At 38.3% G+C, this 18,545-nt stretch carries 13 protein-coding genes; all 13 read left to right on the top strand.

The window, feature by feature from the left end; translation table 11 throughout:
* Window positions 1–159: 159 nt before the first annotated feature.
* The 13 genes from AAA071_RS07880 (at window position 160) to AAA071_RS07820 (ending at window position 18,540) form a co-directional block, all read left to right on the top strand.
* Window positions 160–966: a hypothetical protein gene (locus AAA071_RS07880; protein ID WP_302132338.1), complete on the top strand. Its 807-nt coding sequence runs from the start codon at window positions 160–162 to the stop codon at window positions 964–966.
* Window positions 967–1,119: 153 nt separating this feature from the next.
* Window positions 1,120–3,588 (top strand): DNA gyrase subunit A, encoded by a 2,469-nt coding sequence (gyrA, locus tag AAA071_RS07875; protein WP_288581464.1) that lies wholly within the window; start codon window positions 1,120–1,122, stop codon window positions 3,586–3,588.
* A 78-nt stretch (window positions 3,589–3,666) separates the two neighbouring features.
* Entirely contained in the window at window positions 3,667–4,038 is a 372-nt protein-coding gene (locus tag AAA071_RS07870; RefSeq protein ID WP_004698032.1) for a hypothetical protein, read from the top strand.
* A 402-nt stretch (window positions 4,039–4,440) separates the two neighbouring features.
* The gene (locus AAA071_RS07865; protein ID WP_302132333.1) at window positions 4,441–5,484 is read left to right on the top strand and encodes a Fic family protein; all 1,044 of its coding nucleotides are present in this window, start codon (window positions 4,441–4,443) and stop codon (window positions 5,482–5,484) included.
* A 168-nt stretch (window positions 5,485–5,652) separates the two neighbouring features.
* Window positions 5,653–6,027, top strand: a complete 375-nt coding sequence (locus tag AAA071_RS07860; RefSeq protein ID WP_004694437.1) for a surface-adhesin E family protein — start codon at window positions 5,653–5,655, stop codon at window positions 6,025–6,027.
* A gap of 437 nt (window positions 6,028–6,464) precedes the next feature.
* Window positions 6,465–7,895 carry a [FeFe] hydrogenase, group A gene (locus AAA071_RS07855; protein WP_038125620.1) on the top strand — a complete coding sequence of 477 codons (1,431 nt, stop codon included), beginning with the start codon at window positions 6,465–6,467 and terminating at the stop codon, window positions 7,893–7,895.
* 392 nt (window positions 7,896–8,287) lie between these two features.
* Window positions 8,288–9,436 carry a glycoside hydrolase family 3 N-terminal domain-containing protein gene (locus AAA071_RS07850; protein ID WP_349234119.1) on the top strand — a complete coding sequence of 383 codons (1,149 nt, stop codon included), beginning with the start codon at window positions 8,288–8,290 and terminating at the stop codon, window positions 9,434–9,436.
* Window positions 9,437–9,879: 443 nt separating this feature from the next.
* Window positions 9,880–10,944: an ATP-binding protein gene (locus AAA071_RS07845; protein WP_008601927.1), complete on the top strand. Its 1,065-nt coding sequence runs from the start codon at window positions 9,880–9,882 to the stop codon at window positions 10,942–10,944.
* A gap of 293 nt (window positions 10,945–11,237) precedes the next feature.
* Complete coding sequence (locus AAA071_RS07840) at window positions 11,238–12,104, top strand: sigma-70 family RNA polymerase sigma factor (RefSeq protein WP_349234118.1); 867 nt, start codon at window positions 11,238–11,240, stop codon at window positions 12,102–12,104.
* A 319-nt stretch (window positions 12,105–12,423) separates the two neighbouring features.
* Window positions 12,424–13,032: a hypothetical protein gene (locus tag AAA071_RS07835; RefSeq protein ID WP_287507899.1), complete on the top strand. Its 609-nt coding sequence runs from the start codon at window positions 12,424–12,426 to the stop codon at window positions 13,030–13,032.
* Window positions 13,033–13,418: 386 nt separating this feature from the next.
* A complete protein-coding gene (locus AAA071_RS07830; RefSeq protein WP_349234117.1) occupies window positions 13,419–14,849 on the top strand; it encodes an ATP-binding protein in 1,431 nt (476 codons plus the stop codon).
* Between the two features lie 27 nt (window positions 14,850–14,876).
* Complete coding sequence (locus AAA071_RS07825) at window positions 14,877–17,639, top strand: Z1 domain-containing protein (protein WP_349234116.1); 2,763 nt, start codon at window positions 14,877–14,879, stop codon at window positions 17,637–17,639.
* A complete protein-coding gene (locus tag AAA071_RS07820) occupies window positions 17,629–18,540 on the top strand; it encodes a PD-(D/E)XK motif protein (protein ID WP_349234115.1) in 912 nt (303 codons plus the stop codon). The genes AAA071_RS07825 and AAA071_RS07820 overlap by 11 nt, the downstream gene beginning before the upstream one ends.
* Window positions 18,541–18,545: the final 5 nt, after the last annotated feature.

Below are 18,545 nucleotides of genomic sequence, written 5' to 3'. Positions count from 1 at the left end.
TTCGCTCCATAGTGACCTAAGTCGCTCATCAATAGGTAATAGCACTTTTTAAAACACTAGCTATAGAGGTGTCCCATCAATAATAATATAGTTCTATCCATAGTTATCCCAGCATATTCATTCTATAGTTTCTACATAGAGAGAGGGGAGGTTTTGTGTATGAGGTTGTTTGTTAAGTTTGTGTTGTTAGGTATCGTTAGTGTTTGTAGTGTAGTGTTGAGTGGTTGTTCTTTCATTTGGACGACGGAGAATGGTGATCCTGCGACACCAGAGGATATCAAGTCTAGCGTGGAGAAGGAGTTCTCGGTTGTGCATCCGAATCTTGTTCTTCAGTCATCTGTTGTGGAGAAGGAGAAGCCATTCCAGCGAAATGTGTATGTGTTTTATGATGAAAGCAATGGTATTTCCTTTACTACAAATTCTGTAGTCAAGTGGCCAACATTGCCGGCCCCTGGTGGCGAGCGAAAAAATGATGCGGATTTTGCGTATTCACAAGCGTATTTAGTTCATTTGAATGGTTCGTTAGTGGAACGTGCTAAGCAGTATGGCATGCGGATGGCGACGCACGAGGAAGCCTTGGAGTTAGCTAAGTCTAAAGCGACACGTGTAGCAGGTACTAATAAGATATCTCTATTCACATATGATGAGATTATCTTTGTAGACGAATCTGTAAAGGGTGGAGATATTCTAACCTTTATGAAATCTATATATAGCCTGTATAAACCGCAAGACAACCCAGCCTTATTGCACCCTCGTTCTGATAGAAGCGTAGGATTTTATTATCTACCAAAAGGAGAAGCGGACAAAACAAAAGCTAAGTATTTGATCGCCTTTCGATTTATGGCAAAAAATGATTGGAAAGAAACCATGCTAACAGGTATTGGCAGTACTGGTAACGACACTTCTGCTGTAGAACGAGACTTTGTTAGCATTTTAGATCATATGATACAACATGCGGCGCATTAACTTTGAGGGCTATAGTAATATACATTGAAAAATGATAGCTCGATATAACCGATATTTAGTATGTAAATAGACATAAAAGATAGCGTTAACACCTTAAAAATGCTATAATTATATGATGAATTAGTATCAGTGTTAGTAAAATGAGGTGAGATTGTGGCAGACCAACAATGGTCCCACGGGAATATTCATCCCGTTCAGATTGATAAAGAAATGAAGAATGCGTACATCGATTATGCAATGTCCGTAATCGTTATGCGTGCTCTTCCAGATGTGCGCGATGGCTTGAAACCAGTACATCGTCGTATTTTGTATGCAATGCACGAAACAGGCATGACGCCAAATAAACCGTACAAGAAATCCGCTCGTATCGTCGGTGACGTACTCGGTAAGTATCATCCACATGGTGATAGTTCCGTTTATGATGCGACGGTTCGCTTGGCGCAAGATTTCAATACGCGCTACCTCTTGGTGGACGGCCACGGTAACTTTGGCTCTATCGACGGCGATAGTGCCGCTGCGATGCGTTATACCGAAGTACGTATGGCGAAGATTACAACGGAAATGCTTGCCGATATCGACAAGGAAACTGTTGATTTCATGCCGAACTATGATGAAAGCTTGCAAGAACCAACTGTATTGCCAGCGAAGATTCCTAATCTTCTCATCAATGGTTCTAGCGGTATCGCCGTAGGGATGGCGACAAATATTCCACCACATAATCTCAATGAGGTATGTAATGGCCTAGCGATGCTCATTGACAATCCGGATGTGACTGTAGATGAATTGATGACCGCTATTAAAGGTCCAGACTTCCCGACTGGTGCACTCATTTTGGGTCGAGAAGGCATCAAAAAAGCGTACTCTACAGGTCGTGGTAGCGTTAAAATGCGTGCTCGTGCGACCATCGAAGAGATGTCCAAGGGCAAGCATAAAATCGTAGTGACTGAGATTCCGTACCAAGTGAATAAGGCTCGCGTCATTGAAACCATTGCGAACTTGAGCCGTGATAAGGTCATCGATGGCATTACAGCACTTCGCGATGAATCTGACCGCCAAGGTATGCGCATCGTTATCGAATTACGGGCTGACGTGCAACCAGACATCGTACTTAACAAATTATATAAACACACTCAACTTCAAGAAACATTCGGCGTGATTATGCTAGCTCTCGTAGATGGACATCCTCGCGTATTGAATTTGAAAGAAGTATTGGGTTACTACTTAGATCATCGTCTAGATGTTATCGTACGCCGCACTCAATTCGAACTTAACAAAGCCGAAGCGCGTGCTCACATCTTGGAAGGCTTGTTGATTGCCCTCGACCACATCGATGAAGTAATCGCTACCATCCGCAGTTCCCAAACTGACGAAATTGCACGTAATGCATTAATGCAAAAATTCGGGCTTTCAGAGAAACAAGCGGTAGCCATCCTCGACATGCGTTTACGCCGTTTAACAGGCTTGGAACGGGAGAAAATCGAAGACGAATACAAGGAATTGTTGGCATTGATCGAAGATTTGAAAGCTATCTTGGCTAGCGAAGCGCGTCAACGTCAAATCATCAAAGACGAACTCGATGATATGAAGAAAAAATACGGCGACCCTCGTCGTTCTGAAATCACCATCGATACATCCGATCTTGATGTAGAAGACCTCATTGCTGACGAAGAAATGGTTATTACCTTGACTAAACAAGGTTACATCAAACGCATGAACGCGAACGTATATCGCAACCAACATAAAGGCGGCGCTGGCGTTATCGGCATGAAGACGAAGGAAGATGATTATGTAACGCAAATTATGCATGTGCGGACCCATAATACATTGTTATTCTTCACATCTACAGGCCGTGCATATCGCCTCAAGGCATACGAAGTGCCGGAAGCAGGCTCTCGTAACTCTCGCGGTACCGCTATGGTTAACGTATTGCCACTCGCAGTAGGCGAATCCGTTACGACTATGATAGACCTTGAACGGGTCCATGAAGATGTAAATTTATTCATGGTCACTGAGTTCGGCGTTGTAAAACGTACAGCTATTGAAGAATACCGCAATATCCGTCGTTCTGGCCTCAATGCAATTAACCTCGATGAAGGCGATCGTTTGATCTCCGTTAACGTAACGACTGGCAACCAAGATATCTTGATTGGTACTAAATTGGGCATTGCTATTCGCTTCAGCGAACATGATGTGCGCCTCATGAAACGGGCGGCTCACGGCGTGCGCGGTATTAAATTAAATGCAGGCGACGTAGTTGTAGGTGCTGGTGTTCTTAATACTGATGAAAGTGAAGCACAAGTGTTTACTATCTCTGAAGAAGGTTTTGGTAAACGCAATGATGCGGAAGCTTACACATTGCAAAAACGCGGTGGTAAAGGCTCTAAGAACTTCAAGATTACAAATAAAACCGGCGATGTAGTAGCCGTAGAAGTTGTTCATAACGATGACGAAGTTATGCTTATCTCTGAGCAAGGCAAAATCATCCGCTTCAATATGAATGATATCGCTGTGAAGAAGGGCAAAGCTATCTCTGGTGTGAAAACACAAAACCTCGACGAAGGTGATAAGGTAGCTAGTATTGCTGTTATTCCAGGCGCTGAAATCGAAGAAGAAGTAGAATAATATAAAACACTATATAACTATTAAGTAACCATGGGCGACCATCTTAGATGGTCGCCTCTAGTGTTGAGGAGTTTAAAAATGAAAAAATGGTTAGCTGCTATGTTTGCAGCAGGAGTTTTCTTTGTAGGTGGCTTTGGTCAAGCTAGTGCTGCTGACTGGTACTATATCGATGCTGATGCTGACGATGCGGCATGGTTTATTGACAACTCTTCTGTATATAAAACAGATGATGCGGCTACAGTACTTGTTAAAATCAACAATGTTGAAGGCTTTACATATATCTACACAGTACGAATTGATCGTAAAGAAAAAACATGGACAGAACTTGATACAACAGTATATAGCAATGCTGGTATAGCATTGTTATCTAGTAAACAAGCACAAAAACCTACGAAAATTGAACCGGATACCATGGGGGCGGAAGTTATGCAGGCCCTATGGGGGAAATAATCCTTCTGTGAAGGGATGCCAATTCTAGACTGTGTGTTTAGATAGTAGACCCAACACTGCTATGAAAGCCTCCAAAGCGAGCTAAGTCGTTTTCATAGCAGTGTTGGGTCTTTTCTTTATTAAATTACTTTAGCATTAGTATTGGCATCCCTTAATTACTAATATTCTTTTATCCCATAGGGCTCTGCATACCACCCTCAAGAGAAAAGTGATCTAAGTCGTTTTCAGAATAGTTCGGGGCTTTCTATATTATTAGTGTTCTTACAGGGCGAATATCAGTTTTCAAATCCGTTGGATCACACACGGTAGAGAAGTAGAGAATTATTTATTCCCTTATTTTATGTTATAATTTAAGGGAATAGTTTTATTTATAAGGGATTAGAGCGGAATGGAGGTGTGTGTATGCGTCGTTTTGAGTATGGTCAGATTCAATCTTTGTCGTGGGATATGGATATTTTGAGTCTTATTGGGGGGATTTATCGGGTAAATGGCAAGGAGGAGGTTTTGCTTTCACAGAGTCCTGCCATATTAGACTCGCTTGTGGAGTTGGCAAAGGTACAGAGTACAGAGGCTTCAAATGCGATTGAAGGGATTGTGACGACGAGTACACGTCTCCGGCAGTTAGTGGCTGACAAGACGATACCGCGAAATCGGGATGAGCAGGAAATCATGGGATATCGTGATGCATTAAATGTTATCCATGAGAGTTATGATTCCATATCGTTGTCGTGGAACCATATTTTGCAGTTGCACAAGATTTTGTATAATTATCAGTTTAATACTCGTAGTGGGCAGTTAAAGAGCGTACAGAATTATATTAGTGCTACGTATCCAGATGGTCGAACAGAGATATTATTTACTCCGCTAGCACCTTATGAAACGGCGGAGGCTTTAGATCAGATTTGCGCGGAATATAATCGGGTTGTAGGTAATGGAGAGGTGGAACCACTCCTAGCGATTCCCATATTTATTCATGACTTTTTATGTATTCACCCTTTTAATGATGGGAACGGTCGTATGAGTCGATTGTTGACGACGTTATTGTTGTATCGCAGTGGCTTTATGGTTGGTAAATATGTGTCCTTAGAGGCTAAAATTGCAGCAAATAAGGACATGTATTATGCGGCTTTATGCGAGTCTAGTGATGCGTGGTATGGTGAAAGCTCCTGCCCTACGGCTTTCATTCGGTATTGGTTACAAATGTTATTGGCCGCTTATCATGACTTTGAGGACCGCAGTGCTTTGCTAGTAAATAGCGGTTCCGCGATGAATCAGGTGCAAGCTGCCATTGATAGGCATTTAGGGGCTTTCACAAAGCAAGATATTAGAGAATGGTGTCCAAATATCAGTGATAGTACTATTGAAGGTGCAGTGCGTACACTTGTAAAAAAAGGCAGTATCCAGCGTAAGGGTGGCGGCCGTTCGACCTATTATGTGAAACTTTAAGTCATGGGCTCAATAGTTAGATACGATAGCCTAATCATTACGTTAATTGTTACGCTAATAATTAATCTCTATACCTAATTATTGAGTATGTTTGTCTTTCATAAAATATTTAGTTTTTCCTTATATACTAGTTTGTATATTTTTGTATTTTCTTTGAGAGGTATTAATATGAAAAAAACATTGGCAGCTGTTTTGGCAGCAGGTGCATTATTAATCGGCGGTATTGGTAGTGTTGATGCGGCTAATTGGTATACAGTAGGCACTGATAGTAATGGTGTTACTTGGTCTATCGACAATGATTCTGTTAAAAAAGATGATAAAAAAGCGGTAATGGACATTAAAGCTATGGACTATGAAGGTTACCATTACATTGTGACTGAAGAGTTCAATCATAAAAAACGGGAAGTTAAGGATCTTAAGGTGACTCTTTATAACCCACAAGGTTATGTTGTGAAAGAGGAACAAGTTAATAAAAATAGCCGTAAAGTTGAGCCAGGTACGCCTGCGTACGCTGTATTTCAACTTATTTGGGGCGGTAAATAATTGAATCCTACAGACGAGTACACTGTTGATTAGTTTAGGATTGTCTAGATTGAATGATTTTGTGAAAGCTTCACTGGCGCACGTTCTTTAGAAGAACGTGCGTTTTTTATGTATAATATAATTTTGTTTTAGCTTTTATAGTATTAACAATTAAGCCATTAGTTTTTATAGCGCTATAAGTAAGTCACTTATTAAGGCACGTTAGTTAATGCTCTTAAGATAGATGAATTATTCATCTTTCTATGTTAAAATGTGATTTATAGTACACTTTTTTGGAGGTATTGTGCAAAAGTGTAACAATTCTACATAGTATAAACTTTCACCATATCGTATACTATAGGTAAGATGCAGAAGTATGGCTTGGGCGCAGTGCTCCGTAGTTTAGCATATTTCGCCCCAATAGGTTTGGTAGTTATAGTTTGTTAGAGGAGGTCCTCATGTCTCAATACGAATTTATCGATAAACGCGTGCCGATTGCACTGGACAATCCATCCATTTATCACGACATTTCCAAGTGTAAAAACTGTACGTTATGCCGTCGCGCTTGTGCGGATGTAATGAGCGTACTTGATTACTACGACCTTGATGCAAACGGCGATGTGCCTGTATGTATTCATTGTGGTCAATGTGCGGCAGCATGTCCATTCGACTCCATGCATGCTAAATCCGAGCTTGAAAAGGTAAAAGCAGCCCTTGCAGATCCTGAGAAAATCGTCGTTATCCAAACAGCTCCAGCAGTTCGTGTATCTATCGGTGAAGGCTTTGGTTATGAACCAGGTACATTCTTGGAAGGCAAAATGGTTGGTGCCTTGCGTAAACTTGGTGCAGACTATGTAGTAGATACTAACTTTGGTGCGGACTTAACCATTATGGAGGAAGCATCCGAGCTTGTGGAACGCCTTAAAAATGGCGGTCAAATTCCTCAGTTTACAAGCTGTTGCCCAGCGTGGGTGCGCTTTGCGGAAATCTATTTCCCTGAATTGATTCCTAACTTGTCTTCCACACGTTCTTGTATCGCTATGGAAGCGGCTATGATTAAAACGTACTTTGCAGAGAAAAAAGGCATCGATCCTCGTAAGATTGTATCCGTATCTGTAAACCCTTGTACGGCTAAAAAAGCAGAAACGAAACGGGAAGAAGAAAATGCAGCGGCTCGTTACCACAATGACGAATCCCTTGGCATGGACACAGATATTTCCATCACAACTCGTGAGTTTATTCGTTGGATTCAAGAGGAACATATCGACTTCAACACAGTGGAAGAATCTCAATTTGATGACTTAATCGGCATGGAAACTGGCGCATCCATCATCTTCGGTAACACAGGTGGTGTTATGGAAGCGGCGATGCGTACGGCTTACAAGCTCATCACTGATAAAGAGCCACCTCCATACGCGTTGACTCACCTTGAAGACGTTCGCGGTATGGAAGGCGTAAAAGAGGCAACTGTTCAATTGGGTGATGACGTAACATTATCCGTTGCCGTTGTTCACGGTGGTAAAAATACACGTGACTTCTTGAATGCATTGAAAGATAGCGGTAAACACTACGACTTCATCGAAGTTATGGCGTGTCCAGGCGGTTGCATTGGTGGCGGTGGTCAACCGCGCACTAAATTGCCGCAAGCCGTGAAAACTAAAGAAGCTCGTATCGGCGGTCTTTACGAAGCTGACGAAAACTACAAATGGGTTGCGTCCTATGAAAATGAAGAAATCCAAACATTGTACAAAGATTTCTTAGGTGAACCATTGGGCCATAAGGCACACGAACTTTTACACACACACTACACAGACCGCAGCGCGGTTCTTGGTACTCGTAAAGACGTAACACCTGAAACATGTCCAACATCCCCTAAATTTAAAGGCTAATGATAGCCGATTGCTTAAATATGGTGCAAGTAAACATATAGTAGCGTTAGCTATTTAGGGTACAACAATATAAAATAGAAAATCCTACGGGTCATGAGTGACTTGATACTCACGTAGCCTTTTGTTACAGTGCGGTCACTTTTTAAACGATTCGTAGGATTTTTTTATATAATTATTCAAAATTCACATATTTTTACTGTATAACTTTATTATAATAATTCAGTATAAAAAAAATTATTTTATTATGAGGAAAAGATGAATCATTTAGTGTATAATATAAAAATATACTGTACGGATCAAGAGGGGACTTATGGGTGTTGCATTGGGAGAGCAACATAGAAAGCCCATAATATTCATAATATTGCGTAAGCATTAAGGAGCTTTTAGGAGAGATGAACCAGTTTTTTCGGCGGGTCCTGAGTGGCCTTGCCTTACTAGTTGCTGTCGTTGGTACAACTGGATGCCAACATGAGAGTCAGGCAGAACAAGAAACGGTACGAACCGTATCGTACCGTGCCGTCCTGGAGTCCAACAAACCCGTGTCTGAAAAGGTGGACACTTGGATTGCGGCCATGTCCCAAGAGGATAAGGTGGGGCAGCTGATGATGATCAGCCTTCATGGTAGTACGATAGGACAATCCCAAAAGGATGTGATCCGAAAATACCGTGTCAGTGGCGTTATGCTAACGAATGAAAATCTTATTAATAAGAACCAAGTGAAAACTTTCACCAGCGATATTATGCAAACGGCGATAACCTCTAGCATGGTGACACCTTATATTGCGGTGCATCGTGATCGCATATTGCATGGGAATGAAAGTTTCTTGCGGTTGCCGAAGCTCAATCGATGGGGGCAATTGCCTATGGATCGTATCATTAACTTGGCCACGAGATCTGCTATTGAAATGCGGGATATGGGCTTTAACTTGGTTATTGGGCCTAATGCTAACCTTGGCGTACCGAATATGTCCTATACATCCGATCCCACGTGGGCAGGTCACATAAACCTTGCCATGGTGGAGCGTTACCAAATTAATCATATGTGGTCCGCTTATAACTACTTTCCGGCGGTGACCTTAGGGGATGCATCCTTTGGCTCAGCTAATGAGGCGAAAGCGTATCTCAGCAATAATGATGTAGCTGTCTTTAAACGGCTCATCGCGCAGACGACGGCGAATAGCTATATGCTTGTGATGAGCCATATCCAGATTCCTGCTATCGATAACGAACACTTGGCGAGTTCCTCTAAGCCGATTATAGACGGTTGGCTTCGCAAGGAGCTCGGTTATAAAGGTATCGTCATGACGGACCGTATCGATGTGGGTGCTTTGCAATCCAATCAAAAGATAGGCGATTACGCTGTGGCCTCCATTTTGGCGGGCAGTGACCTCATTCTTGTTGATGCGGATACGATTCATATCGATGAAGTCCATCGTGCGCTGACGCAAGCGGTGGCGGATGGAACGATTACGACCGAGCGCCTTAACGAATCGGTTAAGCGCATCTTATTGATGAAAATGCAAACACAAATTGATCCATAAGATATTTAAGAATATTAGATTTTGTAATCAGAAATTTACGAATTAGATATTTACAAGTTAGAAATTTACCATTAAGAAACTTAGTATAAGAAAATTCAGTAACAATTTAATATACTTAACATGCAAATGACGTGCTATACCTTTTGGGTAGCACGTCATTTTTAAACTATATAGATTAAACTATATAGATTAAAATCTATAGTTTAATATGTATAACTTATATAACCATGCCTTATAGGATATGTTGATATCAAAGGTATATGAAAATAAAGTAATCATAAGGCCTTTTATGATGGTAAGGCAACACGTATCGCATAAAAGCTCTGATTTGATGCGTAAAAAAATTAACATAATAAAAAGCTATGTTAACTATATGAAAAAAAGTTTAATAATGATTTAAAATTATGATATAATAATTTCCGTAAATAGTTGGAGGTGAGTATATGAATTTTGTGGGACGTGCTGAAATTATAGAGCGTATCCAGTCCCGAATTGCAATGGGCCAAATGAGTTTATGTGTTGTATATGGTCCTCATCGCAGTGGTAAATCCTATGTGGCTTCGCAACTTGTACGCCGTCATAAGGCGATATATTTGGCGGGGCGCATGGCCAATGAATCAGTCCATGTGGCTGATATAAATAGAGCTCTTGAGGCACGTTTTGTTCCTGCTAATGCTCAAGATACATTCGAGCCTGTAGAGAGTTTGCAGCAGGCTTTTGTGAGACTTTTTGAAAGCAGTGTGAAAACACCTCAGACTGTGGTGATTGACGATTATCCATCCTTGGTGGAAGCAGTTCCTCAGTTTCCCATTCACTTGCGCGATTTATTAGATACCTATAAAGATACGAGCCGTTTGAACATCATATTGATGGCTAATGGTCTGGAACAGCTCGATGGCCGCATCATTGGCGATCGCAGCCTCATTGGGCCTTTCGTGTCCGAATATCTTGAGGTGAAACCATTTTCCTTAGTTGATATGAAATCCTTGGGACTTCACTATGCAAAGGATGATTTGCGCACCGTCTTTGCCGTAACCGGTGGGTTACCTGCCTATGTGCAATACTTTGATAATGGTGAAAGCATCGATACGAATATTATTAACTTGTTCTTCTCAGTAACGGGAGCTCTCTTTGAAGAAACACAATATATTTTGCATCGAGATATGAAAAATATAACCGGAGCCAATGCCATTTTAACGGGCCTTGCTAGCTTGGAAAGACCGTATTACGTGGAGCTTTTACAAGAAAGCCAAATTAAAAGTGGCACGTTCACATCTCGTTTGAACGATCTCATGTCTATGGGACTCGTGGGCCGCATTCAGGCAAGTAACCGTGGGAACGCGAAGTACGCGGATTACCATTTCACGAATAGTATGTTCCATTTCTGGTACCGCTATGTATATAAATACTGGGGAGACATCGTGCGCGGTTATGGCGCTGATGTATATTATAATCATGTAAAACCGCAGCTCAATGACTTTGTCCAAGCCGCGTGTATTGCGATTTAATCAGACAATTTCAGATTGAATACTACTACCTAAAGATGGAATACTATTACCCAATGATAGTATATATTTCCTCTAAAAAATGACACCACATTACATATGTGGTGTCATTTTTAGTCATTATATATTTTCAGTAATTACCTTTTGAATCGCATACTTAAGTTGTACTTTGGATAGAAATTAAGGCTCAAATATAACAGAATATAGGAAAATTCCAAGGAATTGCCGATTTGTCAAAAAACTCTTTCCGCGGTATTGTGTACATAAGCGCTATGCCATGGCAGGAAAGGGGATTTATGTTATACACAAACGAAGAACCTTTAGTACAAAGAACATGTATTAAAACTGCAAACTTACAACATGACAACTATCAGTCAGAAAAATTAGAAACACAGACATTACCATCTCATTCTTTACTATCAAAAGCTAATGAGTCTAGCCGAAGTATTCCTGAGAAATTGAAATTACAGACCCTCGTCTGTGGTCATCAGGTCTTATCGTCCTTGTCGGATAAAAGTCTCGTGTCCATCTGTCAAAAGCCGAATATGCGGATTCAGACGGTGGGGTATCAGCCGTGGTCCGTTGACGAGCTTCGTCATGATGCGGCACAAATTGAGCTCTGTCGTAGGTATCGACCGCTCATCTTGCACTATACGAATCGCATGGGAAACCGCGAGTTCCGCGATGACGTAGAGAGCTATCTTTGGGCGATCCTCATAGAATCGATTTATAGCTTCGATTTGGATGGGCCTGTACCGTTCGCAGGCTTTGTGAAAGCTAGCATCATGTACGGTTACATGAGGTACTGGAAGCGTGAGCGATTGCGTTATCGCCGTGAAATTCACATCCCAGATCGCACCACCGATGATGGAGAAGTCGCCTTTGGTATGGATATTTTCGCATCTGGCGAGAATGTGGCGGATATGGTGATGAGTGCCGACGAAGAGCATAGGTTGCGAGCGCGTCTAGTGTGGGCTTTAGGTAGACTATCTCCTGATCAACGGGACCTACTGCGCCGTGTCTATGGTGAGTGTCAAAGCTTGGTATCGGTTAGTGAAGAATTGAACTGTAGTCGCCAAGCCATCCAACGGCGCCACGAACGAGCTATTCGAAAGCTACGTAGATATTTGAGCACGGACTTTGAAGACTTGCGTGTGCATTAGTTATTATAATTTAATTTCTTATTTATATTTTATATATTGCATATTTCTTTTAATCTCGATTAACAAATATACATAAAATATGCAATTCTCAATTTAAATGAGAAAATAATGACACATCAAGGTATATATAACTTTTACAAGATCATAAAGTCATTAAATATACATAAATTTCTATAGTTTTGTATATATATTTACAAATTATACAAGCTGATATACAATAAGGTCAGCAGCAGATTAAAGCATGCTAATCTGCTTTCACAGAACACGTGTTCATTGTATTGTTGAAAGGAATGTTCCTGATCAGATTGGAGAGAATTCCATGGCAACAGATGATAAACCAACAGATTTGATGGCTGCTCGGCTATCTAAGGGAGAAGATTTGGATTTGATCTACACGAATCCAAAGAATCACATTGTTTGTTTTATTCCTACCTATCAACCTAGTGGTGGGGACAGTACGAAGTGTTATTTTGTGGATGGACGCGAAGAAATGGTCCATCTGCCGATGCGAACGATTACGCGAGAGCTAGCGATGCAGGAAGGGCTGAGACCCAACTACATCATGACCAGCGATGGTCGACGCAGCAGTTATACCGCGCCTAAGACCTATGGTCCGCATCTAACCTTTGCTCATATTAAATGTCGCCGCCCTATCGGCAAGGACGTGGTGTATGGTCTTTTTAATGTGGCTATACCCTATGAATATATCGTTACGGAAGGTCCGGAACCGGATACGAGCTATATTCATGTGGCGGACTTTGCACCGATCTTGGTGTACCAATCTCCGCGTCATGTCAAACACAAACTGAATGAAGCGATGCTAGAACACTGCAACTATGTGCGAAAAATGCTAGCCCGCATCAAACTCAGCCAAAACCCTCAAGTCGTGGCCGAACTATTTATCGCCTGGAGAGACCTAACGAGATAAAATCGTTGGACGGTGAAAGTAGAAGTAGGAGGGTGGAGAGAAATCTGGAAAAGGAGGATAGGCGTATAAGAAAAAGAAGAAACTGCAGAAGTAGTAAATATGAATATTAGATACTAAAATTAGAACCACCCCTGGTTAGGGGTGGTTTTTTTGTATGTGTAAACAATGAAGAGATCTTCACATAATGCTTGAAATTACATGAGTAAAAAAATACGCGTCTTATATGATAATATATAAAGTAATATTTAGATTGCGCAAATTCATAAGCAATTATTCTGTTAAAATCAAATTTATTACATGAAAATAATGTGAACTTAATCATAAATTATGATAGAATGAGAGTAATTATAACCGGCATTATAAATTTCATATAAGGGGTATATGGTATGAATGTTCAAGTTGTTGAGCCTAGAGCAGATATTTTAGTTGAATCGACACGATCTATCGGGTATACATTTGAATCTGCATTGGCGGATATTATTGATAATAGTATTGGTAATGGTGCGACACATATAGATGTTAGATTTTCTAGTATCACTCCTAGATACATAGCTATCTTAGATAATGGTTGTGGTATGACACCAGATGAATTAATTATAGCTATGCGTTATGGTAGTAAGAATGTAAATGACCAACGTGCTGAATCAGATTTAGGGAGATTTGGTTTAGGTCTAAAAACAGCCTCGCTATCACAATGTAGAAAGCTAACTGTTATTAGTAAGAAAAATAATGTTATTTCCGCAGCATCATGGGATCTAGATTTTATCATTGAGCAACAGGGTTGGTCATTAAAGGTTTATGATTATGATGAAATGGTAACTCAATATAATAAAGCGATTCCTGGAATATTAGATGAACTTAATGCTTATGAAACGGGCACCATTGTTATTTGGGAAGATTTCGATAAGATGCTTGAAGGTACTAGTGAACCGGGTACTTTATTTGATGAAAAAATATCTATTGCTCGTTTGCATTTAGAACTTATTTATCATAATTTTTTAGATAAAACGAGTAAAAGTCCTATTGAAATAAGATTTAATTATCTTCCGTTAGTAGCTAAAGACCCATTCTTAACAAAACATCCAGGAACACAGCCTTTATCAGAAGAATCTATTGTTTTAGACGGACATAATATTAGAGTAAAACCATATATTCTACCTTATATAAATAAATTAAGTCCAGAAGATATTAACTTACTAGGCACACTTGATGATTTGCGTAATAAACAAGGGATATATGTTTATCGTAATAATCGTTTAATTATTTGGGGAACTTGGTTTAGACTTGATACTAAAAACGAGCTAAATAAGCTAGCTCGTATTCGAGTAGATATACCTAATTCGTTAGACCATATTTGGGATATTGATATAAAAAAATCAACGGCAAGTTTACCTAACTCTATTAAGCAGAACTTAAAATATATTGTAAAACGAGCTATAGGCTCTAGTGAACGTGTATATATTCATCAAGGGAATAAACTGATTAATGATGAGTATGATCATGTATGGAAATTAAAGGAAACAAAGGAAGAAACTTTCTTTGAAATAAATAAGGAACTTCTTATTTACAAAGCCTTTTTACAATCTTTATCTACAGATCAAGCAAAACAATTTAAAGCACTTATAAAGCTTATAGAAGCTACAGTTCCGTTTAAAGCTGCATATACGTTACTTGCAAAAAATGAAGAAACATTTGATAAAGATTACTCGGATGCGGCACCTAAGCTTTTTCAGGACTTATCTAGTTTCGATACTATGAGTAGAGAAGAGTTAATAGTGGCTTTAGAGAAAATAGACTTTTTTGCAAATAATAAGTAGTTATAATTTAAAGGATGAGAGTATTTTATGGATGAACAAAAAAAAATTAGGATACTTCGTATGATAGATATACTTTTATTTGATGATAATGATGCTGATAAATTTTCAGAAGAGTATTTAGATTCTAAAATTAAATTTATATCTGATCGGTTTGAATGTAATTTAAGTCCTGAAGAATTTGAAGAGATAAGAAGACACTTACATCATCAGTATTCTATTATTATGAATGATGGTTGGGTTATATCTGAAGATGCAGATTATGAAGATTGGTATAGCAATGGACCTCTAACAGACTCTTATTGGGGGCGATATAAACGATATTTGTTAGATGATGTTGGCTTTTCCGATAGTGTAGTTAATGCAATTGATAGTTCGACATCTTCTATAGTTAATTTACTTGGTAATCCTAAAAAAAATATAAGTTTTGCTAAGAAGGGGCTTGTTATTGGGGATGTTCAGTCCGGAAAGACCGCCAATTACATATCTGTAATTAATAAAGCTGCCGATGCAGGTTATAAAGTAATTGTTCTTTTGACTGGTACAATTGAAAAGCTGAGAAAACAAACACAGGCTCGTGTTGATGAAGGGTTTATTGGTGATAATACATCTGACTTAGAACGTAATGTTGGACGTAGAAGTTTAATTGGTGTGGGTCGAAAGGACCCAAGTCGTACTGCAGTTGCATTAACTTCTACTATTAAAGATTTTAATAAAACAACTCTTATTAATTCTAATATTCGATTAGATTCTATATCAAGTCCATTAATTTTAGTTGTAAAAAAGAATAAGACTGTGTTAGATAGAGTATATAAATACTTTAAAAGAGAGACCACTGATGCAATAGACAGTAAAATTAATCATTCATTATTGTTTATTGATGATGAAGCCGATAATGCGTCTATCAACACTAATAGTAGTGATAATAGTCCTACTGCAATTAACCAATATATAAGAAAAATTTTGTCATTATTTGCTAGGTCTAGTTATGTTGGCTATACAGCAACACCATATGCTAATGTTTTTATAGAACCTAGTAATGGAGCAGATATGTATAATGCGGATTTATTTCCTCGTGATTATATATATGTTTTAGATTCTCCAAGTAACTATATTGGTGCTAGGGAGATTTATTCAGCAAATGGTAAATATAAATCTATGTATAGGGAGATTGATGACTTTGAACAATATCTTCCCCTTAAACATAAAAAAGATGTGGAAGTTCCTTATGAGTTACCACTATCATTAAAAAAAGCGATACTTTCTTTCTTTATTATTAATGCAATAAGAGATTTAAGAGGTAATATAACATCACATCGCTCAATGTTGGTGAATGTAAGTCGGTTTATTGCTATTCAAAACGAACTTAGTGATCGAATTAATATATTTATTTCTAATGTGAAAAATGTTATTCAAAATTATATATTATTACCTTCTTATAATCAGTATCCTTTACTTCAGCTTCTATATGATGTATATAATAGTGAATTTATATTGCCAGGAAAATATAAAGAGAATAGTGAAATAAACTGGGAGACAATAAAGAAACAACTTATTCAGTCTATTGAAAATATTAAAGTAGAATCTATTAATGGTGGAAATGCATCAAGATTATTAGATTATAAAGTATATGAAAAGGGATTACGTATAATTGCTGTTGGTGGATTAAGTTTATCAAGAGGATTAACTTTAGAAGGACTTTGTGTAAGTTATTTTTATAGAAATTCTGTTATGTATGATACATTAATGCAAATGGGGCGTTGGTTTGGATATAGGCATAATTACGAAGACATATGTCAAGTTTGGATGTCTGGTGAATCATATAGTTGGTATCAACATATTTCAGATGCAACAGATGAGCTTAGAGATGAAATCCGTCGCTGTATAAATGATAAAAAATATAAGCCTATAGATGTTGGTATTAAAGTACGTTCAAGTGAGGGCGCCTTAATTGTGACAGCACGAAATAAAATGCGTAGTGCAGGTGATTATGAAGTAGATATTTCTCTTAATGGAAATTATATTGAAACACCGTATTTCTCTAGAAGCCAACAGTCAATAGATGGTAATGTTATACAAGTAAAAGAATTTCTTGAGTTTTTAAAAATCAAAGGATATGAATTAGCTAATCCAGAAGCGGAATCATTGCATAATAAATCTGCTAAACAAATTTTACGTGTTAAGAAGGATTATATTGTAGAGTTTTTGAAAAATATAGATACACATTCTAAGAATATTAAATTTGATGCACGCCAAATTGCAAAATTACTTGAAGAAAGTACAGATGAGCTTCTTGACAGTTGGGATATTGCAATTGCTCAAGGTAAATCTAAACGTAAATTTGATATATTTGATAAAGAAATTTCTGTTACAGAGCGTACTGCTGCTAATATATGTAGAGATACGATTGCTTTAAATTCCAGACGTTTGGGGTCGCCAGGAGTTGTATCTAGTGGGTTAACAGAGAAAGAGTATGAAGCCTTTTTTAAACTGTTAGCGGACAGTGATCCAAAAACTGATTATTCTGAAGTAACCATACCAGATAGTAGGTTCTTTGATTTAGGATTTAAGCGGAGACCATTATTGGTTATTTATTTAATAGATTTAAAATCTTCTGAAAATATTACTCAAGATCAACCTTTGGTAGGTCTTGCACTAGGTATACCTAAACTTCGTGAACCAAAAGCTCTTAGTTATAAATATAAGGTTAACGTAAAATGGCTTCAAAAATATTATGACATAGACGATGATATGTTATCTGAAGTTGATGATTTAGGAGAAGATGATGATTAATGGGGAAGAATTACAAGTTGAAGTCGGATTGATAAATCCAGAATGGCCTTTGAGAATTTATAAAGGGGATAATGTTAATGGCTATCGTGTATATAGTGTTATAAGTAAATATGAGCCTAAAACTCTATTATCGACTAAATTGATATCTGTACATAAAATGTATAATCCTAATAGAGATGAATGGCAAATTTTATTTAGTTTGACATCTTCAAGTGATAGCAGTAAAGATATGTTTAAATATATCTTTCGAGACATTATAAAAGCTATTGATTTTAGTCAATCTGAAAAGAAGGCCCTTGAAACCTTATGTCATAGATATGAGCATTGGCAACAATTGCTTTCTAAGGTGCCAGATTCGTTTGGGCCATTAAAACAACAAGGGCTGATGGCAGAGTTATTAGTATTAAAAGAAGATTTAATTCCAAAGTATGGAGTATCAGAAGCTTTAGAAATGTGGCAAGGTCCTAAAGGTGGTAAGCAAGACTTTATTCTTTTAGATAGTTGGCTTGAGGTTAAGTCTACTATTTTAGGAAAACGAGATATAAGAATTTCCTCTTTGGAACAATTAGATTCAGACATTAGTGAAGGAGAGCTCGTTGTTGTAACTGTACAAGAATCAAATGTTCATGATAGCAAAGCTATATCTTTAACAATGGTTATTGATGAAATTGATGCCAATATTAATGAAGATCTTTTATTAAATAAATTTAGAGAGAATTTATTATTAGTTGGATATGGTTCAAGTCAAGCTGATGAAGTTTATTTTAGAATTATCAGTAAGGATTACTTTAGTGTTACTGATGGGTTCCCCAAAATTAAACGTAATGATATATCTACGGCTATTACATCGGTTTCTTATAATCTAAATTTAGATTCTATTTCCGAGTTTAAAATTTCTTAGGGAGT

This window comes from Veillonella parvula, assembly GCF_040097785.1.
Taxonomy (GTDB): domain Bacteria; phylum Bacillota; class Negativicutes; order Veillonellales; family Veillonellaceae; genus Veillonella; species Veillonella parvula_D.
This window is presented reverse-complemented; position numbering and strand designations above follow the sequence as displayed.